Annotated in this window: 21 protein-coding genes; 9 read left to right on the forward strand and 12 right to left on the reverse strand. The window is 55.2% G+C overall.

What is annotated here, in order from left to right:
• From C0560_RS09725 to C0560_RS09735, 3 genes are all read left to right on the forward strand, one after another.
• Positions 1-402 (forward strand): fimbrial protein (locus tag C0560_RS09725; protein ID WP_371923375.1); only part of this gene is annotated, 402 nt, incomplete at its 5' end.
• 224 nt (positions 403-626) lie between these two features.
• The gene (locus C0560_RS09730; RefSeq protein ID WP_100780891.1) at positions 627-800 is read left to right on the forward strand and encodes a GnsA/GnsB family addiction module toxin; all 174 of its coding nucleotides are present in this window, start codon (positions 627-629) and stop codon (positions 798-800) included.
• Between the two features lie 606 nt (positions 801-1,406).
• Positions 1,407-2,060 (forward strand): CatB-related O-acetyltransferase, encoded by a 654-nt coding sequence (locus tag C0560_RS09735; protein WP_100780355.1) that lies wholly within the window; start codon positions 1,407-1,409, stop codon positions 2,058-2,060.
• Here the strand turns inward: C0560_RS09735 and rstA are convergent.
• Positions 2,027-2,743, reverse strand: a complete 717-nt coding sequence (gene rstA / locus C0560_RS09740) for a two-component system response regulator RstA (RefSeq protein ID WP_100780354.1) — start codon at positions 2,741-2,743, stop codon at positions 2,027-2,029. The genes C0560_RS09735 and rstA overlap by 34 nt on opposite strands.
• A gap of 127 nt (positions 2,744-2,870) precedes the next feature.
• On the opposite strand from rstA, the gene C0560_RS09745 reads away from it, so the two are divergent.
• Positions 2,871-3,206, forward strand: coding sequence for a GlpM family protein (locus C0560_RS09745; protein ID WP_102103591.1), 336 nt, complete (start codon positions 2,871-2,873; stop codon positions 3,204-3,206).
• On the opposite strand, the gene folM is transcribed toward C0560_RS09745, so the two are convergent.
• The 3 genes from folM to ydgH all read right to left on the reverse strand — a co-directional run bounded on the left by folM (position 3,203) and on the right by ydgH (position 6,477).
• Positions 3,203-3,925 (reverse strand): dihydromonapterin reductase, encoded by a 723-nt coding sequence (folM, locus tag C0560_RS09750; protein WP_248860124.1) that lies wholly within the window; start codon positions 3,923-3,925, stop codon positions 3,203-3,205. The genes C0560_RS09745 and folM overlap by 4 nt on opposite strands.
• A 40-nt stretch (positions 3,926-3,965) precedes the next feature.
• Entirely contained in the window at positions 3,966-5,348 is a 1,383-nt protein-coding gene (locus tag C0560_RS09755) for an amino acid permease (RefSeq protein WP_100780351.1), read from the reverse strand.
• A 184-nt stretch (positions 5,349-5,532) separates the two neighbouring features.
• Entirely contained in the window at positions 5,533-6,477 is a 945-nt protein-coding gene (gene ydgH, locus C0560_RS09760) for a DUF1471 family protein YdgH (RefSeq protein ID WP_100780349.1), read from the reverse strand.
• 532 nt (positions 6,478-7,009) lie between these two features.
• Between ydgH and pntA the strand changes: the two genes are divergently transcribed.
• Both pntA and pntB read left to right on the forward strand, forming a co-directional pair.
• Positions 7,010-8,539, forward strand: a complete 1,530-nt coding sequence (gene pntA, locus C0560_RS09765; protein WP_248860127.1) for a Re/Si-specific NAD(P)(+) transhydrogenase subunit alpha — start codon at positions 7,010-7,012, stop codon at positions 8,537-8,539.
• A gap of 10 nt (positions 8,540-8,549) precedes the next feature.
• On the forward strand, positions 8,550-9,938 hold the full coding sequence (gene pntB / locus C0560_RS09770) for a Re/Si-specific NAD(P)(+) transhydrogenase subunit beta (protein WP_100780347.1): 1,389 nt from the start codon (positions 8,550-8,552) through the stop codon (positions 9,936-9,938).
• A 112-nt stretch (positions 9,939-10,050) separates the two neighbouring features.
• Here pntB and uspE read toward each other — a convergent pair whose 3' ends face one another.
• The 6 genes from uspE to C0560_RS09800 form a co-directional block, all read right to left on the reverse strand.
• On the reverse strand, positions 10,051-11,001 hold the full coding sequence (gene uspE, locus C0560_RS09775) for a universal stress protein UspE (protein ID WP_100780346.1): 951 nt from the start codon (positions 10,999-11,001) through the stop codon (positions 10,051-10,053).
• Between the two features lie 136 nt (positions 11,002-11,137).
• Positions 11,138-11,890: a fumarate/nitrate reduction transcriptional regulator Fnr gene (fnr, locus tag C0560_RS09780; protein WP_014070017.1), complete on the reverse strand. Its 753-nt coding sequence runs from the start codon at positions 11,888-11,890 to the stop codon at positions 11,138-11,140.
• Positions 11,891-12,074: 184 nt separating this feature from the next.
• Complete coding sequence (gene ogt, locus C0560_RS09785; RefSeq protein ID WP_123428120.1) at positions 12,075-12,587, reverse strand: methylated-DNA--[protein]-cysteine S-methyltransferase; 513 nt, start codon at positions 12,585-12,587, stop codon at positions 12,075-12,077.
• Positions 12,588-12,597: 10 nt separating this feature from the next.
• Complete coding sequence (gene abgT, locus C0560_RS09790; RefSeq protein WP_248860129.1) at positions 12,598-14,124, reverse strand: p-aminobenzoyl-glutamate transporter; 1,527 nt, start codon at positions 14,122-14,124, stop codon at positions 12,598-12,600.
• Between the two features lie 42 nt (positions 14,125-14,166).
• Positions 14,167-15,612 (reverse strand): M20 family metallopeptidase, encoded by a 1,446-nt coding sequence (locus C0560_RS09795; protein ID WP_248860131.1) that lies wholly within the window; start codon positions 15,610-15,612, stop codon positions 14,167-14,169.
• Complete coding sequence (locus tag C0560_RS09800; RefSeq protein ID WP_102103595.1) at positions 15,612-16,922, reverse strand: M20 family metallo-hydrolase; 1,311 nt, start codon at positions 16,920-16,922, stop codon at positions 15,612-15,614. The genes C0560_RS09795 and C0560_RS09800 overlap by 1 nt, the downstream gene beginning before the upstream one ends.
• Positions 16,923-17,097: 175 nt before the next feature.
• Here C0560_RS09800 and C0560_RS09805 point away from each other — a divergent pair, with 175 nt between their 5' ends.
• Together C0560_RS09805 and smrA are read left to right on the forward strand one after the other, a co-directional pair.
• The gene (locus C0560_RS09805; protein ID WP_107703668.1) at positions 17,098-18,018 is read left to right on the forward strand and encodes a LysR family transcriptional regulator; all 921 of its coding nucleotides are present in this window, start codon (positions 17,098-17,100) and stop codon (positions 18,016-18,018) included.
• A gap of 334 nt (positions 18,019-18,352) precedes the next feature.
• Complete coding sequence (smrA, locus tag C0560_RS09810; RefSeq protein WP_248860133.1) at positions 18,353-18,916, forward strand: DNA endonuclease SmrA; 564 nt, start codon at positions 18,353-18,355, stop codon at positions 18,914-18,916.
• A gap of 5 nt (positions 18,917-18,921) precedes the next feature.
• Here smrA and C0560_RS09815 read toward each other — a convergent pair whose 3' ends face one another.
• Positions 18,922-20,580, reverse strand: coding sequence for a methyl-accepting chemotaxis protein (locus tag C0560_RS09815; protein WP_248860270.1), 1,659 nt, complete (start codon positions 20,578-20,580; stop codon positions 18,922-18,924).
• Between the two features lie 107 nt (positions 20,581-20,687).
• On the opposite strand from C0560_RS09815, the gene C0560_RS09820 reads away from it, so the two are divergent.
• A complete protein-coding gene (locus tag C0560_RS09820; RefSeq protein ID WP_100780338.1) occupies positions 20,688-21,554 on the forward strand; it encodes an aldo/keto reductase family oxidoreductase in 867 nt (288 codons plus the stop codon).
• Positions 21,555-21,587: 33 nt separating this feature from the next.
• Here C0560_RS09820 and C0560_RS09825 read toward each other — a convergent pair whose 3' ends face one another.
• Entirely contained in the window at positions 21,588-21,731 is a 144-nt protein-coding gene (locus tag C0560_RS09825) for a hypothetical protein (protein ID WP_228483593.1), read from the reverse strand.
• Between the last annotated feature and the right edge of the window lie 58 nt (positions 21,732-21,789).

A 21,789-nucleotide genomic window follows, 5' to 3' on the forward strand; every position in this document is an offset into this window, starting at 1 on the left:
GTGGACCTGGGGGAATTTCGTAAAAGCAGCAGCGGTTCATTCCCGCGTGAAGGGAAGCTGACCCGTTTTGGCATGGATTTTACCTGCAGCAGCTACACCAACAATGTCGAGTTTACCTTTGATGAGCCCTACACCATTGTGCCCGGACGAGAGACCATTTCGGCAGTGAGCGATCAAAATGGTCAAAAGCTGAAAGGCCTCGAAGTGGGTCTCTATAACAGTGAAGGGAAAGTGGTGCGAATGGGCGTGAAGCAGAATATCGGAGTGGGGCAGAAAGGGAAAAATACGGCGTATTTTCAGGCGGCGGTCATACAAACTGCGCCACAGATTACCGATGCGAGCGATCACGAGTTTACCGGTGCCTTCACGGCGAAGGTGAATGTCACGATCACCTATTACTAGGATTTCTCTCTTTCTCAATGCACAAAGGGCGTATCAACAGCCGTAGCTATGTTAGTTTCTGAGGAAACCTATCGGCTCGCAGGCCGGAGTTCATCTTCTTTCCTGCGATGCCGTGCAAAATTCGAGCAGAATAGTCTATGATTTTTAGAGGGTTACTTGAAACTGACAGGATTTGCCCACATATTTAGCGTATGACACTGTAGATGGACAGAAGAGGTGAAATTATGACTGCTGATGATCTTAAAAGAAAAGCCGAGGAAGAGATTTCTGCACTTATCTCAAAGAAAATCATAGAGCTTCGGAAAAAAACCGGGAAAGAGGTGTCTGGTATAGATTTTACTGAGCGTGAAACAATGACCGGTCTGGAAGGTTACGAGGTAAAGATCAATCTTCTCTGATGACCACGCGACATGACTTTGCTATTCCTCGCTTTTTAGCATCATCACATCACAGATAACAGTTAAGCTGCTTGCTTTCGGCGGGTGGCTTTTTTTTATCAATGCCCTCCACGCAGGGGATTTTTGAAGGGGCCTGAACCCGCCTGGAGTGCCGCTTCGCATGGCTTATTGAGGTCACCGACCTATACTTAGTCTGCAGTGAATGGCTGCATACCCTACTGGAGTAAGCCGTGAAAAACTATTCTACGCAAGTCAACAAAGACACGCCGAAAAAACCGGATAATACGCCGAAAGACAACGATAAGAGCCCGCAGAAAAGCAAAAAGTAGTGACTCAGGCTGTGCCTGACACACCGTTCGTCGGAGGTTAATGTGACTGAACGTCGAGATTGGGTTGATCCTGTACCGGTAGATGACCCTCTGCCGGGTGATACTGACCCCGTTGACCCCATCATACCTGATGATGTTGATCCACCGCTCAGGTAGCTTGCTACTAACCGCCTACGGGCGGTTTTTTATTTCCGTTGTGTAGCGGGTGGTTGATAGTCGGTTACAGCACCATCGCGCATAATCAGGCCATTCATATCATCAGAAAAGGATGTCAAATATGTCAGATAAACATTGGTCGAGGACGGAATATCTTCACCAGACGGTAACGAACCCCAATATTCACATCAAAGGCACGCACAGTTATTACAGCGACTGCTGGGACAAGGGTTTTGAGCGCTCGGTGGTGCGGTATCTTCTCGGCGATGAGGTAAGCAGAAACTGGGAACCGCTCGGCGAACTGGACCAGCTCTTCATCGGCAACTTTGTCTGTATCGGTGCGGAGTGTGTGATTCTGATGGGCGGGAACAGCACTCATCGTCTGGACTGGCTCAGCCTTTATCCGTTTATGGAGTCCATCAAAGAGGCCTATCAGCCGCGTGGGGATACGGTGCTGCAGGATGGATGCTGGCTGGGAATGCGGGCCATGATCATGCCTGGCGTCACCATCGGCGAAGGGGCTGTGGTCGCGGCGGGAGCGGTTGTGACCAAGGACGTGCCGCCGTACGCCGTGGTCGGTGGCAATCCGGCAAAAATACTGAAATATCGACTGCCGGAAGAGGATATTGCGCGGCTGCTGGCGCTGAATCTGTATCAGCTGCCGGAAGAGACGCTGATGGAACTGCAGCCGCTGTTGTCGTCCGGGGATATTTTAGCGCTCGAACGGGGTGTGTCGGGTTATCAGGTTTCCCAGGCATGTGGCGCAAACAAATAGCCTTTGTTACGCACGGTTTTGATGCGGTACGGCTCGGTGGCGTTATCCAGCAGCTTTTTACGCAGCCGCGAGATGGCGACGTCGACGCTGCGGTCCATACCGTCGTAACTGACGCCGCGCAGGTTTTTCAGCAACGCATCACGGTCCATAATTTGCCCGGCATGGGTGGCCAGTTCCCATAGCAGGTCAAAATCGGCGGTCGACAGCGCGATATCTACCCCGGAAAGCAGCACCTGGCGGTTAACGGGATCGATCGACAGGGTGCCAAAGCGCATGGCTTTGTGGGGCGTGAGTGCGGCAGAGGCTGTCTGGTTTTCCGTCGCAACGCGCTGGCGCAGATGCAGGCGCAGACGGGCCAGCAGCACCGCAGGCGGCGTGGTTTTGAGAATATAATCGTTCGCGCCCATCTCAAGCGACAGAATATGGTTCATGTCGCTGTCGAGGGAGGTGAGCAGCACTATCGGGCCGTCCCATTGCGCGCGCAGATCGCGGCACACGGTCATCCCGTCTTTGCCGGGCAGCATGATGTCGAGCAGGACCAGGTCCGGTTTCTCGCGCAGCACCACCTCTTCAGCGCGGTCACCACGTGGCTCGACGATAACGTCCATATCGTGTTTTCCCAGATAAGCGGCAATCAGCTGGCCGACTTCGGGTTCGTCCTCAACAAAAACGATCTTATTCATACAACGTCTGTTTTCGTGAAAAAAGCCAACATACACCGCGTAACCTTAACCTTCCATTAATCTTTCTAAATTAACCTGAGTTCCGTTATTCTGACCGGTATTGTTAGTTGATTGTTATGGGAAAAGAATGGCGCTCTTAATCAAAGCCGCGCTGGGTGCGCTGGTCGTGGTGCTGATTGGCATTTTAGCGAAGACGAAAAATTACTATATCGCCGGGCTGATTCCGTTATTCCCGACCTTTGCGCTCATTGCCCACTATATCGTGGCGTCAGAGCGTGGCATTGACGCGCTGCGCACCACCATCGTGTTTGGCATGTGGTCCATCATTCCCTATTTTATCTATCTTCTGTCGCTGTGGTATTTCACGGCCATGATGCGCTTACCCCTGGCGCTGGGCGGGGCGGTAGTATGCTGGAGCCTCAGCGCCTGGGTGTTGATCTTCTTCTGGAGCCGCTTTCACTAATTCAGCGGGCGGCCGCCATCTACGCCAAAAGAGCGCCCTGTGACGTAGCGGCTGGTCAGCAGGTAGTCGATAAGATCGATCACCTCTTTCTCGCCCGGCGCGATTTTCATCAGTGATTTATTGAGCGCTTTTTGGCGGTATTCCGCATCATCATGGTCGTTAAACATAATCAGCGACGGGGCGATAGCATTCACCTTGACCTCTGGCGCGAGCTTGCGGGCGAACGAGCGCGTCATGTTGTCCAGCGCCGCTTTACTCGCCGCATAGGCAATATGTTTGTCGCTGCCGCGCTCCACCACATAGTCGGTGAAATGAATAATATCGCTCGCGGCGTGACCGTGCCCGCACAGTAAATCCTGCAGGGCGTGGTTGAGCAAATAGGGGGCGTGGACGTGGATCTGCATCATCGCCGCGAGGGTTTCGCTCAGCGAGGTTTCCGGGGTTTCCGCCAGCCAGGCACTGGCGTTATGCACGATGGCGCGCAGACCGTCGGTGGTTGATTTTACCTTGTCGGCAAACGCCAGAATCCCGTCGTCGGTGGCGAAATCTGCCTGGATGCAGACGGCACCGGCTTTTCTCAGTCCTTCAATAGCGTCGTATTCTGTTCGGTAACTGACGATCACCGGCTGATGCTGGCTAAGAAAATGGTGAGCAAGGGCGAGGCCGATGCGTCGGCCAGCGCCAGTAATCAGAATCGGGCGTAGCGGTGCATTTCCCATCGTATTTTCCTTGAGAGTTCAACGATGGGAAAAATCGCGCTTATCCCATCAACATCCACGTTGCCGGTACGGCAGCAACCAGTAACATGCCAATCAACGCCATTTCACGACGCTTGAGCGCGTGACCTAACTGATGCGTGCGGCGAGCGTAGATAAACACCAGCAGGCCCGGCGCATACAGCACCACAGAGAGCAGCAGATGCATGGGGCCTGAGGCATAAAGTAACCATAATCCGTAGAGACAAGCGCCAACACCGACCATGTAATGTGCCGGGCGGCTGGCTATTTTTAACAGATAAGCCCCGACTAAGAAATAGGGTACCAGAATCATCTCGGAGGCAATGGTCAGCAGGGTGTTATAGTCAGAACCTGTGAGCCAGATCAGCACCAGACAGACCTGCACGCTGATGTTGGTCAGCCACAGGGACGCCGACGGTGCGCTGTTTTTGTTCTGACGCGCAAACAGGCGCGGGAAAGCCTTATGCGTCGCGGCCAGGAAGGGCACTTCTGCCGCCATAATGGTCCAGCTCAGGTAAGCGCCGCAGACCGAAACAATCAGCCCAGCCGCAATCACCACGTCGCCCCAGGACCCCATCATTCTGACCATCAGGCCCGCCATCGACGGGTTACGCATCTCAGCCAGCTCAGGGCGCGCCACCACGCCGATGGAGAGCAGCGTCACCAGCAGATAAACGCTCAGCGCAGCCAGTACCGCCAGCAGCGTGGCACGGCCTACGTCGCGCTTATTACGGGCGCGCGCAGAGACCACCACCGCGCCTTCGACGCCGATAAACACCCACAGGGTGATAAGCATGGTGTTTTTCACCTGCTCCCAGACCGGTACGCCAAGCGCGACACCGCTGAAATCGAGGCTGAAAACATCAAGACGAAACGCGATAAACGCCAGCACGATAAACAGACCCAGCGGAACCAGCTTAGCCAGCGTCGCCACCAGGTTAATGCTCGCCGCCGTCTGCACGCCGCGCAGCACCAGCCAGTGAACTAACCACAGCAGCACTGACGCTCCGACGATCGATTGCCAGGTATTGCCGTCGCCGAAGAAGCGCAGTTCAGGCGTATCGGTAAAGAAACTGAGGGCAGAGAAGACGATCACCAGATAGGAGACGTTGGCGATCACCGCGCAGAGCCAGTAGCCCCAGGCCGAGCAGAAGCCGATCAGCTCGCCAAACCCTTCGCGGGCGTAGGTGAATATTCCGCCGTCCAGATCCGGGCGGATGCGCGTGAGCAATAACATGGCAAAGGCCAGCAGCAGGATCCCGACACCGGTGATCCCCCAGCCGATGAGCAACGCCGCGGGGCTGGCGACTTCCGCCATATTCTGCGGCAAACTGAATACGCCTGCACCCAGCATGGAGCTTAAAACGAGCGCAGTTAAAGCGCTCAGGCCAAGTTTCTTTTCCATTGGCTTCCTGTTATGAAAGGTCCAAATCCAGAATAATTATTTCGCACAAGCGCATAAAAATGGTGGATCACACTAAGGCGCGGGATTTTACGGAGTGTCTTGCAGGCATGCAATGATGTGAGGCAGAAATTAGAGAAAAGTTACAAAAAAGGCGGCATTGCGCCGCCTTTTCACACCTGCTGATTTACTTGTACAGGTCTGCGCTGATGGTCACATTGTTACCACGTTCCTGCCACTGGCGGGTGATGTGGTAATACTTCGCACCTTTCTTCGCTGCACGCTTCGCCACCTGGTAGGATACTTCGGTCATGTTGCCGTAGTTACCGGTGAATTTGACGCTGTCGAAAGGCACCATCTGCGCGGCAGTGGCCTTGTTCAGCTCTTCAATTTTAGTGCCGTCCGGCAGGGTGACGGTGTAACGGCCGCCCTTAGTGGTCTGAGTTTCAAAGAAACGACCGACGTCAGCACTTGGGGTCGCGGTGGTTGCTACGCCCGGGATTTCCACTTTCTTCGCTTCTTCGCCGCCTTTCGCCAGCGCTGCGCGACCGGCTTCAGAATCCGCAGGGATCACATCCGGGCTTTGCAGAACGCGTTTTTTGGCATCGGCTTTGTACAGGAAAGCGGTAATACGCTGGTTGCCGCCCTGGTTAGCGTCAATCTGGCGCACGATATAGAAAGAGGCAGCCCCTTTCGCCTTCGCGGCTTTGGTGATGGCATCGTTCACTTCAGGCTGGCTGCGGTAGAAGCCCTGGACGGTCACGGTGTCATACGGCTCAAGCGCAATCGCCTGATCCTTTGGCAACTCCATCACGCCATTAATGACGCGGTTTTTCGGCGCATCCGCTTTTTTCGCATCTTGCTTGTAGAGATCGACCACGACGCGCAGGTTGCCGCCGCTACCGTAATCAGATGTATCAACGACATAAAAAGAGGCGGCACCCTCTTTATCAGCGCGAAGTGACGCTGCTCGCACTGCATCGCTAATGGCGTTAAAACGACCGGTAACCGTCACACGATCGTAAGGTTTCAACGCTGCCGCTTGCTCCGGCGTTAACTCTGTCGCGGCGTTAGCGGACAGGGCGATCGCAGAAAGGAGTGCGGACGCCAGGAGAGTGTTCTTAAGCTTCATAAAAATAATCCTTCGCCTTGCGCAAACCAGGTACTGGTGTTGTTGTTAATTTGAATTCGTCGCCGATTATGGCATTTAAAACCCGTCGCTGTCTGCGCGATTTTTCACTCCCTGTGCTCACGACAGGATCAAATTCGATAACATTTACTGATATGTCGAGTAAACAAGCGTTTGAGCAGTAAAACTGATTAAGCATATGACTTTTACAAGTTAATTTAATGTTAATGGGTTGTTCTAATACGGCGCTATATCATGTTTTACCGCTTCGCTTGAGCTATTTATCGGCCCTGGCGAGGAAAATAAGGTAAATATCGCTGTCAGAGACCGCGATTACTTATTTTTCACAGATAAAGTCAGAAATAGTGTTTTCTTGCTGTAGATCACAAGCGGTATTTTCAGTAGGTTATAGAAAGTTTGTTACTGTTTTATTTTCCGTGGTTATTTACCCGTCAGGGCTCTCCCTGGCGACGCTTATGCAAATCGCGGTCATTTATCGACAAACCATCATCAAGAACCGATGGAAGGGAAAACTATGCGTATTGGGGTACCAAAAGAACGGTTAGCCAATGAAACCCGCGTTGCTGCGACGCCGAAAACGGTCGAGCAGCTGCTTAAACTGGGTTTTACCGTCGCGGTTGAAAGCGGCGCGGGCAAACTGGCGAGCTTCGATGACGAGGCATTTATTCAGGCGGGCGCTGAGGTGGTGAGCGGGTCTGAGATCTGGCAGGCACCGGTAATCCTGAAGGTGAATGCGCCAACCGAGAGCGAAATCGCCCTGTTAAATCCGGGCACCACGCTTGTGAGCTTCGTCTGGCCTGCGCAAAATCCGGAGCTGATGGAGAAACTGGCCGCGCGTGGCGTCACCGTTATGGCGATGGATTCCGTGCCGCGTATCTCCCGCGCGCAGTCGCTGGATGCGTTGAGTTCCATGGCGAACATCGCCGGCTACCGTGCCATCGTTGAGGCTGCCCATGAATTTGGTCGCTTCTTTACTGGTCAAATCACGGCGGCAGGGAAAGTCCCACCGGCAAAAGTAATGGTGATTGGTGCGGGTGTCGCGGGTCTTGCGGCAATCGGTGCGGCGAACAGCCTCGGTGCGATCGTACGTGCGTTTGATACGCGTCCTGAAGTGAAAGAGCAGGTGCAGAGTATGGGCGCCGAGTTCCTTGAGCTGGACTTCAAGGAAGAGGCGGGCAGCGGAGATGGCTACGCTAAGGTGATGTCCGAAGCGTTCATCAAAGCGGAAATGGAACTCTTCGCGGCGCAGGCGAAAGAGGTCGATATCATCGTCACCACGGCGCTGATCCCTGGCAAACCCGCGCCGAAGCTGATCACTCGTGAAATGGTCGATTCCATGAAAGCCGGGAGCGTGATTGTCGACCTGGCCTCGCAGAACGGCGGCAACTGTGAATACACCGTACCGAACGAAGTGATGACCACCGCCAACGGCGTGAAAATCATCGGTTACACCGATCTGCCAGGCCGCCTGCCAACGCAGTCTTCCCAGCTGTACGGCACGAACCTTGTGAACCTGCTAAAGCTGCTGTGTAAAGAGAAAGATGGCAACGTGGTCGTTGATTTTGACGATGTGGTAGTGCGCGGCGTGACGGTGATTCGTGACGGCGAAATCACCTGGCCGGCTCCGCCAATTCAGGTTTCCGCGCAGCCTCAGGCGGCGCAGAAAGCCGCACCGGCACCCAAAGAACCGCCGAAACCGATCTCTCCATGGCGTAAATACGCGCTGATGGCGCTGGTGATTATTCTGTTCGGCTGGCTCGCTGACGTGGCACCGAAAGAGTTCCTCGGCCACTTCACCGTGTTCGCGCTCTCCTGCGTTGTCGGTTACTACGTGGTGTGGAACGTCTCTCACGCACTGCACACGCCTTTAATGTCGGTAACGAACGCCATTTCAGGGATCATCGTGGTGGGGGCGTTACTGCAGATTGGTCACGGCGGCTGGATCAGCTTCCTGAGCTTCATCGCGGTGCTTATCGCCAGTATCAATATTTTCGGTGGTTTCACCGTGACTCAGCGCATGCTGAAAATGTTTCGTAAAGGCTAAGGGGTAGCATATGTCTGGAGGATTAGTAACAGCTGCATACATTGTTGCCGCAATCCTGTTTATTTGCAGTCTGGCGGGGCTTTCCAAGCACGAAACGTCGCAGCGCGGGAACCACTTCGGTATCGCGGGGATGGCGATTGCGCTGATTGCCACCATCTTCGGGCCGGATACCGGCAACGTCGCGTGGATCCTGGTGGCGATGATTATCGGTGGGGCGATTGGTATTCGCCTGGCAAAACGCGTCGAAATGACCGAAATGCCAGAGCTGGTGGCGATTCTGCACAGCTTTGTCGGTCTGGCGGCGGTGCTGGTCGGCTTTAACAGCTATCTGTACCACGAACCGGGCATGGAACCGATTCTGGTCAATATCCATCTGACCGAAGTGTTCCTCGGGATCTTCATCGGTGCGGTGACCTTTACCGGCTCAATCGTGGCCTTTGGCAAACTGCGCGGCAAAATCTCGTCTAAGCCGCTGATGCTGCCAAACCGTCACAAAATGAACCTCGCGGCGCTGGTGGTCTCTTTCCTGCTGCTGGTGGTGTTCGTGCGTACCGAAAGCACCGGCATGCAGGTGCTGGCGCTGCTGGTGATGACCGTCATCGCGCTTGCGTTTGGCTGGCATCTGGTGGCCTCTATCGGCGGGGCGGATATGCCTGTCGTGGTATCGATGCTGAACTCCTACTCCGGTTGGGCAGCGGCGGCAGCGGGCTTTATGCTCAGCAACGACCTGCTGATCGTTACCGGCGCACTGGTGGGCTCGTCGGGTGCGATTCTGTCTTACATTATGTGCAAGGCGATGAACCGTTCGTTCTTCAGCGTTATTGCCGGTGGTTTTGGTACGGACGGCGCGTCATCCAGCGGTGATGAAGAAGTGGGTGAGCACCGTGAAATCACCGCGGAAGACACCGCGGATATGCTGAAAAACTCCCATTCAGTGATCATCACCCCAGGCTACGGCATGGCGGTGGCACAGGCGCAGTATCCGGTGGCGGAAATCACCGAGAAGCTGCGTGCGCGTGGGATCAAAGTGCGTTTCGGTATTCACCCGGTGGCAGGGCGCTTGCCTGGTCACATGAACGTGCTATTGGCGGAAGCCAAGGTGCCTTATGACGTGGTGCTGGAAATGGACGAGATCAACGATGATTTCGCCGACACCGACACGGTACTGGTGATTGGCGCCAACGATACGGTGAACCCGGCGGCGCAGGATGATCCAGGCAGCCCGATTGCCGGTATGCCGGTTCTGGAAGTGTGGAAGGCGCAGAACGTAATCGTCTTCAAACGCTCGATGAACACCGGTTACGCTGGCGTACAAAACCCGCTGTTCTTCAAAGAGAACACCCACATGCTGTTTGGCGATGCGAAAGCCAGCGTGGACGCGATTCTGAAAGCGCTGTAGTCGCGCGATCGCCCGGCGGCACATGCTTGCCGGGCCTTTGACGAACCTCAGTGCCGGACAAACCGGCATAAAAAAGCCGCCATCGTTGGCGGCTTTTTCTATTTAATAATTCTCAATCGTCTTCTTCGTCATCCAGCTCCACCGGGGTTTGATACTGATCCGGTTTGATGACCAACAGATCGCAGCGCAGATGGTCGATCACCTGTTCCGCCGTATTACCGAGGAAGGCTGCGGAAATACCGGTGCGCCCAACGGTGCCGAGCACCACAATCCCCGCCTGCAAATGCTCCGACAGATCCGGGATCACCTCTTCAGGCAGCCCTTTTTCTACGTGCGTCATTTTCTCGTCGATACTGAATTTCTGGCGCAGGGATTTCATGGCCAGCAGGTGCTGACCGCGAATAGCATCGTTATAGACGCTCGGGTCAAATTCAGGCAGTTCGATGGCGATATTGATAGGGGTAACCGGATACGCACCGACCAGATGGACTTCCGTATGGTTAACCTGTTCGGCAAGCTGGATTGTCTCTTTAACCAGTTTTTCGTTCAGCGCATTGTGATAATTCTCTTCGCTGGCGAGGTTTACGGCCACCAGCGCCTTACCGCCTTCTGGCCACGGCTGGTCTTTCACCATCCACACCGGGCAAGGGCATTTACGCAGCAAGTGCCAGTCGGTTGGGGTAAAAATCACCGCTTCCAGCTTGTCGTGCTGGTGCGCCATTTTCAGCAGCAGGTCGTGTTTTTCGCTGATCACTTCCTGGATAATGGCTTCGAAAGGACGGTTATGCCACACGACTTTGATGTCGATGGGGATCCCCGCATCAATGTAATATTTAGCCTGCTCGCGGATCCACGCGGTCCGCTGGCTGATCACTCCCTGACGCATAGCAGTGCGCTCGTCAGGCGACAGAAGGGTGGTCATCTCATATGAGAAGTCATAGATCGGCAAAAACGCTTTGATTTTGCCGCCAATCCGTTGATGTAAATAGACAGCTCGCCGTAACGCCGGTTGATCGTCCTGATTAGGATCGATGGCCACCAGCATGTTTTGATACTTTGCCATACAGGTCTCCTTACTACTGTCACCACAGTCTGTAATTAAAAGAGTAACCTATATATGTTGAATGAAACAGGGGATAAGGTTTTGCCAGATCAATAAATCACGAAAATTTATCGATCCGGCAGAAGAGAAGCGAGGCTTAAGCGACGTTGCGGGAGTGACCGGCGAGAACCGCCAGTGCTTCACCGTTTTCGATGGTGATATATTTGCCTTTCACCGCCAGCATGCCACTTTTCTGAAAACGACCCAGCAGGCGGCTGATGGTTTCAACGGTCAGGCCCAGGTAGTTACCGATGTCGCCACGGGTCATGGTGAGACGGAATTCACGCGGGGAGAAACCACGTTCAGCAAAGCGACGCGACAGGTTATAGATAAAGGCTGCCAGACGCTCTTCCGCATTCTTTTTGGAAAGCAGCAGGATCATGTCCTGATCGCCTTTGATCTCACCGCTCATCAGACGCATCATCTGCTGACGCAGGTTAGGCATTTTGCCTGACAGATCGTCCAGCGTTTCAAACGGGATTTCGCAAACCATGGAGGTTTCCAGCGCCTGAGCGAAGCTCGGGTGATGGCCGGTGCCGATAGCGTCAAAGCCCACTAAATCGCCCGCCAGATGGAAGCCAGTAATCTGCTCATCCCCTTGCTCGGTGATGGTGTAGCTCTTAATGGTGCCAGAGCGGATCGCATAGAGCGATTTCAGTTCGTCTCCCGCTTTAAACAGCGTTTGCCCTTTCTGAATAGGCTTTTTGCGCTCGATGATATTATCAAGCTGATCGAGTTCATGCTCATTCAGGGTAAACGGGATACAGAGCTGGCTAATGCTGCAATCCTGGCAATGGATAGCACAACCGCCAGACTGAATGCGTCGTATAATTCGCTTTTCCGGGATCATAGGTCTGCTCAAGCCTTAATTGATATTGGTCAATTTTAACATCTTTTTGGAGTGTGCGTAAGCCTGGGAAACCATCAATAGCGGCAAGTGGCGACATTGTGTCGCCATCTTCTTGAAATTCCACAGCTTGATTGTGGAATAATGACCTAAATCATAGAAAATTAAGCACTAAAAGCCTGGATTTCTACAACAGCAAATAGCCTTCGTGGCGCAATAACCACTCTTTACGCTGCACACCACCGGCATAGCCGGTCATGGTGCCGTTACGGCCAATCACGCGATGGCAGGGCACCACAATGCTGACCGGGTTTGAGCCGTTGGCGGCACCGACGGCACGCGCGGCACCCGCGCGGCCTAACTGCTCGGCAAGCTGACCGTAATGCATAATCTGTCCGCAGGGAATGGAGCGCAACACCTGCCACACTTCGCGCTGGAAAGGCGTGCCTGCCGTGGCAGTCGGTAAGGTATCAATGATGCCGAGATCGCCTTCGAAGTAGTCCGCCATTTTCGCGCTCAACCCGCCGGGGTTCGTCGCGCTGATGCGCTCATAGCCGCCGCGATAGTGGATATTCAGCAGTTCCACCATCCGGTCGCTGTGCTCTTCCCACTCCACCGCGCGCAGGTTGAACTGCTCATCGGCAATGATCCACAGCGGGCCAAGCGGCGTGGCAATCTTATCTTCGAGTAATCTCAGCATCCTTTGTCCCTTAATTAAGCCGTGGGTAAATCCCCGGTCCAATTGGCAGCCCCACAAGATACCATGCGATTAACATCACCAGCCATACCCCTAAAAAGATAAGCGGATACGGTAACACCAGCGAATAGTAGGTACCCAGTTTCGCCTCGGGCTTATAGCGTTGCAGGAAGCCTAAGAACAGTGGCACAAACGGCGACACCGGTGCGAGAGGGATTACCGACGAATCGGCCACGCGGAACAGGATCTGGGCGAACGCCGGATGAAAGCCGAGCAGCATAAACATCGGCACAAAGATCGGCGCCAGAATCGACCAGATGGCGGACCCGCTGGCGATAAACATACACAGCAGGGATGACAGCAGCGCCAGCCCGACAAACGCCGGTACGCCGCTCAGTCCGGCGGACTCCAGGGCATCGGTCAGGCCAACGGCCATAAACTTGCCCATGTTGCTCCAGTTAAACATCGCCACAAACTGCGCCAGCGGGAACACCATCACGATAAAACCCGCCATCTCTTTCATCGGCTCGATCATCAGATGGGGCAGATCGCCCTGGCGGCGAATTTTGCCGGTGGCAATGCCGTAGGCGAGAGAAACGATAAAGAAGAACAGAATAATCAGCGGCACAATGCCCTGAATAAACGGCGACGGCAGGACCGTGTGTTTTACCGGATCGCGCAGGACGCCGTTTTCAGGCACCACCATCAGCGCTATTGCCGCGATAAACAGCAGCGAGACGACGCCGGCGACGCGCAGGCCATGGCGCTGTTCCTTGCTCAGTGCCTCCAGCTTTTCATCACGGCTGCCTTCCCATGTACCCAGACGCGGCTCGACGATCTTATCGGTGATCAGGCCGCCCACAATCGTCAGCACAATCACTGAGCTTGCCATAAAGTACCAGTTGTCGATCACGCTGACGTGCATGGCGGTATCAATGGTTTTCGCCGCTTCGGTGCTGATCCCCGAGAGCAGCACATCGGTGGTGACGATCAGCAGATTGGCGGTAAAGCCGCACCCGACGCCCGCGATGGCCGCGAGCAAACCCGCCACCGGATGACGGCCCACGGCGAGGAAAATCAGTGCACCCATCGGCGGCATAATCACTAGCGCCGCGTCAGAGGAGATATGGCTGAAAAAGGCGATAAACAGCACCATATAGCTGGCGTAACGTGCGTTCACCACCGACGCCATTTTGACCATCAGCGCCGGTAACAACCCCACGCGTTCAGCCAGACCCGCGCCCAGCACCAGCGCCAGAATCGCCCCCAGCGGCGCAAAACCGCTGAAGTTTTTAATCACATTTGGCAAAAACCAGTGCAGCCCTTCGACGCTGAGCAGGTTTTTCACCGCCACCATGCTGCCATCCGCCGGGCTGCGCACGCTAACGTCAAAAGCCGACAGCACGGCGGTGGCGATCATCAGAATCACAATCAAATAGATAAAAAGCAGGAAAGGGTGCGGCACTTTATTGCCGATCCTTTCAACCCAGCCATAGACCTTACCGGATGGGGAATGCGAAGGTATGGAAGACATACTCATGGGCGTTCCTCGGGACTGTTGTGTTGTTGTTTGCGTGTTTTATTATTTTAAAGGTGACGGTGTCACGTTATGTGGGATCGGACACTCGTACGGTCGTTCTTTTATCTGTTGTTCAAACTCATTCCGGCAGGATTGCAGCAGCGACGCGTCCTGCAGCAGATTCAGCGCCGTAGCGCCCATCACTTTTCCCGCCAGCAGCATACCTTTATGGGCAATAGAGGTGCGACCCTGCGCCACCAGCTGCCAGGTGTGCAGTGGCGTGCCGACGGTAAAGCAGGGGCTGAAGCACTGCGCCACCGGCATTTTCCAGCTCACGTCGCCCACGTCAGTGGAACCCGCCAGCACATTATCGGTGATGGCGTAGGGTGCGACCTCATCCACCAGCAGCGTCTCATGATGTCGACGGGCAAAGGCTTTACCCTCGTCTGCGCCCGTAGCGGCGATATTTTTCAGGCTGTTTTGCAGATCGTTTGGCGTGAGGGTTTTACGAATTTCAGAGGCAAATTCGCGCTCCTCTTCCGTCCACACAGGCGTACCGTAATGCTGCAACGCGCTGTACATCGCGCCTTCAAGGGTGCGGTTCGGTAGATAACTGGAGCAGGCTTTATCAAAGCGGCGTTCGACGGTGGTTTCTGTCATCAGCGCTGCGCCCTGTGCGATCTTTTCAATACGCTCGTAGATCTGCTGGGCGTCGGCCATTTCCGGGGCGCGGATCAGATACAGCACCTCGGCCTGAGCCTGCACCACGTTCGGCGAAATCCCGCCGGTGTTGGTGATGGCGTAATGCACGCGGGCTTTTTCGATGATGTGCTCATTGAGGAAGTTCGTGCCGGTGGTCATCAGGGTAACGGCATCCAGCGCGCTACGCCCGAGATGAGGCGAATTCGCGGCATGCGCGGCGATCCCCTGAAAGCGCCACGAGGCCTGGATATTCGCCAGCGTGCTGACGTTAAACATCCCGGCAAAGGCTTCGGGATGCCAGGTCACGGCGGCATCCACATCGTCAAACAGCCCCTCGCGCACCATAAAGGTTTTGCCGGAGCCGCCTTCCTCACCCGGGCAGCCGTAAAAACGCACCGTGCCGCTGCCACCGTGTTTTTCCAGCCAGCTTTTCACGGCTACTGCGCCTGCCAGCGCCGCCGTTCCCAGCAGATTATGACCACAGCCGTGGCCGTTCTCGCCGGGTGTATCTGATTGCGGCGTGGCGCAGTGCGCGGTTTGGCTTAAACCCGCCAGTGCGTCAAATTCGCCTAACAGGGCCACCACAGGTTTGCCGCTGCCAAAGCTGGCGATAAAGGCATTCGGAATACCGCCTGCATCGCGCGTCAGGGCAAAACCTTCGGCTTCGAGTGCGCTCGCCAGACGTTCGGCGGACCAGAACTCTTCAAAGCGCGTTTCCGGGTGATCCCAGATTTCATCCGCGATATCGGTGAAGGTCTGACATCGGGTTTCAATCGCATCGTCAATAAAACGGTAGATCTCCTGCATCACACACCTCGCGTCCACGGAAAATTGAGCGCAGTACGGGCCAGCGTTTCAATCGCCACCGCCATGACCTGCTCGTCAAAATCAAACTTTTCATTATGATGACCGGCGCTCAGATCGGTGCCAAACACCATATAAGAGGCCATCCCGCCATTCTGCTGCACCCGCGCCATCATCAGCGTGGCGTCCTCTGATCCCGCCGGGGCCTTCACTTTGTCGATGGCCTGGCGCACGCCCGGCACCTGGCTTGCCTGTTCACGCAGATAGTCAACCCACGCCGGTGACGGGGCGCTAGAGGTCGCGGCGCCCATCAGGCGCATTTCGGCTTTTACGCCGTAGAGCGCTGCGGCACCGTCGATCACCGCCTGAGCACGTTCAAACACGTACTGATTAATGGCCTCGCTTTCACCGCGCGTTTCCACTTTTAACAGCGCGCTGGCGGGAACAACATTACGCCCGCTGCCCGCCTGCATGACGCCGACGTTCACGCGTGACGCGCCTTCGCTATGGGGCGCAATGCTGTGCAGGGCCAGTGCGGCCTGAGCGGCGGCGAGCAGGGCGTTGCGGCCATCTTCCGGTTTACCGCCCGCGTGGGCAGCAACGCCCGTGAAACGGACGTCAAATTTGGTGGTCGCCATAAAATTATCGCTCCCACAGATAACGGTTCCGGTCGGGACACCGGTGCCGATATGGATCGCGGTAAAATAGTCGACGCCATCCAGCGCACCGGCGGCCACCATGGCGCGCGCGCCGCGCGTGCCTTCCTCAGCGGGCTGGAAGATAAGTTTAAGGGTGCCGTTCAGCCGGGATTCGTTCTGCTTCAGCAGATGCGCCAGCCCAAGGCCGATGGTGGTATGACCGTCGTGACCGCAGGCGTGCATCATCCCTGGGTTGCAGGAGGCAAAACCGTCGCGGAACGGGCGATGGCTGTCGTCGAGGGCTTCGCTGAGATCCAGCGCATCCATATCCACCCGAAACGCGAGAGTCGGTCCGGGACGACCGGTGTTCAGCGTGGCGACAATACCGGTGAAGCCGCCTTCAAAGGCGCTGAGCCATTTCTCTGGCGCGCCCTGCTGGCGGGCGCGGGCAAATTCCGCGGCCAGCGTGTCCGCGTCGGGCAGTCCCATTCGGCTGTCGGCATCGACCACATCGCGGCCCATCGCCAGCGCATAGCCCAGGTTATCGAGGATCTCCGCGACTTTTGCGGCGGTGCGAAACTCCACCCAGCCGGATTCGGCATACTGGTGAAAATCACGACGCCATGTTGTCAGCTGAGGCATTAATTTTTGAAGGGATTGTGTCAATGAATCCATCTCTCTTCCTGTCATCATGAAAATATGTGAACTGCTTCACGCTGTGATAGTTTTTACTTATCACTAACCAATTTTTCACAGTTTTAACCGTTCAGGAATTACCCTCGCACATCCATTTCCATTAAAGTAGATGACAATTTCTTTACTCTGATAAACAACGGTTATCGGTCGGGCTATGTCATTTCAGGTCAAATTTCATCAGATTCGCGCGTTCGTCGAAGTGGCGCGTCAGGGCAGTATTCGCGGTGCCAGCCGGGCGATGAATCTGTCGCAACCGGCGTTAACCAAATCCATCAAAGAGCTGGAAGAGGGGATGGCGGCGCAGCTGTTTGTGCGGCGCAGTAAAGGCGTGGCGCTGACGGAATGCGGCGAGAGTTTCTATCAGCACGCCAACCTGATCCTCGAAGAGCTGCGCGCCGCGCAGGATGATATTCGCCAGCGTCAGGGGTTGCAGGGCGGGCAGATCAATATCGGGATGGGAGCCAGCGTGGCCCGGACGTTAATGCCTGCGGTGATCACCCGTTTTCACGAGCAGCATCCGCAGGTGAAAGTGCGAATTATGGAAGGGCAACTGGTGTCGATGATCAATGAATTACGCCAGGGAGAGCTGGATTTCACCATCAATACCTATTATCAGGGACCTTACGATCACGAATTTACCTTTGAAAAACTGTTCGAAAAACCCTTCGCCATATTTTGTCGGCAAGGTCATCCGGCGATTGGCGCAAAATCCATTAGTGAGCTTATGAATTATAACTGGACGATGCCCACGCCGCGCGGAAGTTATTACAAACAACTTGAAGACATATTCCGCCATCGCTCACAAATACCGCAAATTGGCGTAGTGTGTGAAACATTCTCGTCCTGTATTAGCCTGGTGGCGCAAAGCGATTTTTTGAGCATTTTGCCGCAGGAGCTGGGCTGCGACCCTCTGCTGGCGCACCGTCTGGTGATGTTGCCGGTTGAAGAAATATTACCCAAAGCCGCTTATTATTTAATCCAAAGACGTGATTCCCGACAAACACCGTTGACGGCGTCATTAATAACGCAGTTCAGAAGACACGCCCGTGGAATAATGTTCAACGAAGGGAAATAAAAAAATAGAGCCTGCCGACATCGGACAGACCCTACAGTACACACAGCAGTGCATCCTTGTGCAAGTCCCGCTTATTATCCGTGTTGCAGGTTTATTTAGTTATAACAGCTTTCCTCTAAAAATAAAGTGATCGGAGTGCATGATTTAACTTATTTTTAACTTAAACTGTACACTTAATCACCTGTTAAATTTATTTTAAGGCGGCTTCACGATTATCTATTAGCTTTTTTAATACATACCTGCGCGTTATTATTTTTTCAGGGCGCTCGGCTGATATTGAGACGCTCGCCGGGCGCAGGTATAGTACGCCTTCAGATGTAGCGGGAGGAGCACCATGAAACCTGACGACAAATCGCTTTTTCTTGACGCCATGGATGATGTCCAGCCGCTGAAGCGCAGCACCGATATTAACTGGCAGCCGAGCCGCAATCCGCGTGCCCGCCAGCGTATCGACACTACCCAACTTGATAACTTCCTCACCCTCGGCTTCCTCGATGTTCTGCCGCTTTCCGAACCGCTGATGTTTCAGCGCGAAGGCGTTCAGCGAGGGGTCATTGATAAGCTACGCACCGGTAAATACCCGCGTCAGGCCAGCCTGAACTTATTACGCCAGCCGGTGGAGCAGTGCCGTCAGATGCTGTTTGCATTTATTCAGCAGGCGCAGCAGGACAGTTTACGCAATCTGATTATCATCCACGGTAAGGGCCGGGAAGAGGGCTCGCATGCCAATATCGTGCGCAGCTACCTGGCGCGCTGGCTGGCGGAATTCGACGCCGTGCAGGCCGTCTGCGTTGCGCTGCCCCATCATGGCGGCAGCGGTGCGTGCTATGTAGCCTTACAAAAATCGGACGACGCTAAACTGGATAACCGGGAGCGGCACGCGAAGCGCAGCCGCTAAGTGCATCAAAAAGTTTCCCAGTTGCCATCTCCGGCGGAGGCTGCCGCCGGGCGTAATACTTGCGGTGTTTTCAGGTTTGCCGCGCGCGGGGAGATCGTCTGCGTTTGCACGTTCAGGCGAAATGCGGCGACGGCCTGGCGCAGCTGTTCCGCCTGATCCTCCAGCGCCGCTGCCGCCGTAGCGGACTCCTGCACCAGCGCGGCGTTTTGCTGCGTCACGCTATCCATCTGCGAAACCGCCAGACTCACTTGCTCAATACCGCGACTCTGCTCATCGGACGCCGACGCGATTTCACCCATAATATCGGTTACGCGGGTGACGGCTGCGACGATCTCTTTCATGGTTTCCCCGGCTTCACTCACCTGACCGGAACCGGTGTTCACGCGGCTGACGGAATTTTCGATCAGCGCTTTGATCTCCTTCGCTGCCTGTGCGCTGCGGCTCGCCAGGGTGCGAACTTCCCCGGCGACCACGGCAAATCCGCGTCCTTGTTCACCGGCTCGCGCCGCTTCCACCGCAGCGTTCAGCGCCAGAATATTCGTCTGGAAGGCGATGCTGTCGATCACGCTGGTAATGTGCGCAATTTGCTGGGAGCTGTCGGCAATTTCGGTCATCGTGCGAATTACGTTATCCACCACACGCCCGCCGCGATCCGCCGTTTCCGACGCATTTTTCGCGAGCAGCGTTGCCTGGCGCGCGTTATCAGAGTTCTGTTTCACCGTCGCCGTCAGCTCTTCCATACTCGCCGCCGTCTCTTCCAGCGAAGAGGCCTGCTGCTCGGTACGGGCCGAGAGGTCATTGCTGCCCGCGGCGATTTCGCCCGCGCCGGTGTAGATAGAATCGGTACTGCCGCGCACCGCGCTGACGGTCGTAACCAGCGACGTCTGCATCTCATGCAGCCCGGCCGCCAGCTGGCCCATCTCGTTGCGGCTGTCGATGGAAATAGCTTGTGTTAAATCGCCGCTGGCGATGGTGCGAATATGATTCATCACGCTGCGCAGAGGTTTCAGCAGCAGGTGCTGCAATCCCTGCCAGAACACAATCAGTACCGCTACCACCACCAGGAAAATGGTGCCCAGCGTCCACTGCATATGGGTAAAGCTGTTCTGGTTCTCTTTGGTCGCCGCTTTCAGCAGAGTGTTGTTTTCCGCCCGCCATTGGGTGTAGACGGCTTCCATTCCATCCTGCGCCTGCTGCGCGTCGAGATCGCCATACGCCTGATAGTTATCCGCGCGCAGATACTCAATCGACAGGCGCATCACCTCATGCATTTGGGTGTAGGCTTTTTGCATTTCAGCCGTGAGTTCCGGACGCTGGCCCTTCACCGGAGGCATGGCCTGCCAGGCGCTGTAGTAGTTTTCCGCTTTGGTCAGGGAATCGCTGGCGTTACCGAGCAGCTTATTGATCGCCGCCAGAGAGGCCGGGTCGCGCTGATTTTTGAGATAACGAATGGCGACGCGCGTGACCGTGACGCGGGTTTTGACCAGCGTGTTGACGCTGTCGCTCAGGCTCTCCTGCTGTGCATTCAGGTTGCCTGAGTTCTGGAAGTTATGACGGTCATTGCTGACAGCGGAATAAAACAATCCCCCCGTGACGACTTGCAACAGGCAGAATATAGTGAGAGCAAAGACAATCCCGGTAATAACGTGCAGATTTTTCAGCATGACGGAAGCCCATTTGATGTGCAGAAGTTGCATCATTGTTATCGACGTAGTAGGGCTAAACTTTAATTTTACTACTGCTTAATTGGCAGTCAGACAGGTAGACGCATATGACCCGTATTGAGAAAAGTGGCAGTTATACGTTAGGGACTCGCGCGGTTAACCGACTCGGCTATGGCGCGATGCAGCTTGCTGGTCCCGGTGTATTTGGTCCGCCAAAAGACAAAGCGGCTGCGCTGGCAGTGCTGCGCGAAGCGGTGGCGGCTGGGGTGAATCATATTGATACCAGTGATTTCTACGGTCCGCATGTGACCAATCAGCTGATTCGGGAAGCACTGCATCCGTACCGTGACGATCTGACACTGGTAACGAAAATTGGTGCCCGTCGCGGAACTGACGCCTCCTGGCTGCCGGCCTTTTCGGCTCAGGAGCTGACGCAGGCGGTGCACGATAACCTGCGAAACCTGCAGCTGGACGTGCTGGATGTGGTGAATTTACGCATCATGTTTAGCGCTCACGGCCCTGCAGAGGGATCGATCGAAGAACCTTTAACTACGCTGGTGGAATTACAGCGTCAGGGTCTGGTACGACACATTGGGCTGAGCAATGTTACTGCCACGCAAATTGCGCAGGCGCAGCGCATCACGCCGATTGTCTGCGTGCAGAATCTCTACAACATCGTGAATCGTAGCGACGATGCGCTGATCGATGAGCTGGCGGAGCAGGGGATTGCCTATGTGCCGTTCTTCCCGCTGGGGGGATTCACGCCGCTGCAATCGTCCGGCCTTCAGGTGGTTGCTGATTCACTGGGTGCCACGCCAATGCAGGTTGCACTGGCATGGCTGCTGAAGCGCTCGCCGAATATCCTGCTGATTCCTGGCACGTCGTCGGTGGCACATCTGCGCGAAAACCTGGCGGCTGGCGATCTGGTGCTACCGGATGACGCTCTGGCTGCCCTGAACGCGCTGGCGGAATAACCCTTCTGTCCAGGTAAACAGGCGGCCACGACTTTATTCCGTGGCCGCTTCCGTCATTCGGCTTCTTCTGTGCAGCTCTAGCGCCTCAGCGATAATTTCCTGCTTACTCAGCCGCGTTTCATACGCCGTGGCTCTGACATATTCGACCAGCGTGGATTCAATCCTCGCGCTCAACATTTTTAAGTTAGCATCCTTTGCTGTACCGCGTGCTACACGCTTGTCCGGGTAATCTCGG

The sequence above is a fragment of the Lelliottia sp. AC1 genome, assembly GCF_023278595.1.
GTDB lineage: Bacteria > Pseudomonadota > Gammaproteobacteria > Enterobacterales > Enterobacteriaceae > Enterobacter > Enterobacter nimipressuralis.

Bases quoted from the DNA above. Each gene is read 5' to 3' on its own strand.
- C0560_RS09730 (WP_100780891.1), top strand. From the start codon at position 627: ATGACTGCTGATGATCTTAAAAGAAAAGCCGAGGAAGAGATTTCTGCA.
- C0560_RS09735 (WP_100780355.1), top strand. From the start codon at position 1,407: ATGTCAGATAAACATTGGTCGAGGACGGAATATCTTCACCAGACGGTA.
- rstA (WP_100780354.1), bottom strand. From the start codon at position 2,743: ATGAATAAGATCGTTTTTGTTGAGGACGAACCCGAAGTCGGCCAGCTG.
- C0560_RS09745 (WP_102103591.1), top strand. From the start codon at position 2,871: ATGGCGCTCTTAATCAAAGCCGCGCTGGGTGCGCTGGTCGTGGTGCTG.
- folM (WP_248860124.1), bottom strand. From the start codon at position 3,925: ATGGGAAATGCACCGCTACGCCCGATTCTGATTACTGGCGCTGGCCGA.
- C0560_RS09755 (WP_100780351.1), bottom strand. From the start codon at position 5,348: ATGGAAAAGAAACTTGGCCTGAGCGCTTTAACTGCGCTCGTTTTAAGC.
- ydgH (WP_100780349.1), bottom strand. From the start codon at position 6,477: ATGAAGCTTAAGAACACTCTCCTGGCGTCCGCACTCCTTTCTGCGATC.
- pntA (WP_248860127.1), top strand. From the start codon at position 7,010: ATGCGTATTGGGGTACCAAAAGAACGGTTAGCCAATGAAACCCGCGTT.
- pntB (WP_100780347.1), top strand. From the start codon at position 8,550: ATGTCTGGAGGATTAGTAACAGCTGCATACATTGTTGCCGCAATCCTG.
- uspE (WP_100780346.1), bottom strand. From the start codon at position 11,001: ATGGCAAAGTATCAAAACATGCTGGTGGCCATCGATCCTAATCAGGAC.
- fnr (WP_014070017.1), bottom strand. From the start codon at position 11,890: ATGATCCCGGAAAAGCGAATTATACGACGCATTCAGTCTGGCGGTTGT.
- ogt (WP_123428120.1), bottom strand. From the start codon at position 12,587: ATGCTGAGATTACTCGAAGATAAGATTGCCACGCCGCTTGGCCCGCTG.
- abgT (WP_248860129.1), bottom strand. From the start codon at position 14,124: ATGAGTATGTCTTCCATACCTTCGCATTCCCCATCCGGTAAGGTCTAT.
- C0560_RS09795 (WP_248860131.1), bottom strand. From the start codon at position 15,612: ATGCAGGAGATCTACCGTTTTATTGACGATGCGATTGAAACCCGATGT.
- C0560_RS09800 (WP_102103595.1), bottom strand. From the start codon at position 16,922: ATGGATTCATTGACACAATCCCTTCAAAAATTAATGCCTCAGCTGACA.
- C0560_RS09805 (WP_107703668.1), top strand. From the start codon at position 17,098: ATGTCATTTCAGGTCAAATTTCATCAGATTCGCGCGTTCGTCGAAGTG.
- smrA (WP_248860133.1), top strand. From the start codon at position 18,353: ATGAAACCTGACGACAAATCGCTTTTTCTTGACGCCATGGATGATGTC.
- C0560_RS09815 (WP_248860270.1), bottom strand. From the start codon at position 20,580: ATGCTGAAAAATCTGCACGTTATTACCGGGATTGTCTTTGCTCTCACT.
- C0560_RS09820 (WP_100780338.1), top strand. From the start codon at position 20,688: ATGACCCGTATTGAGAAAAGTGGCAGTTATACGTTAGGGACTCGCGCG.
- C0560_RS09825 (WP_228483593.1), bottom strand. From the start codon at position 21,731: ATGTTGAGCGCGAGGATTGAATCCACGCTGGTCGAATATGTCAGAGCC.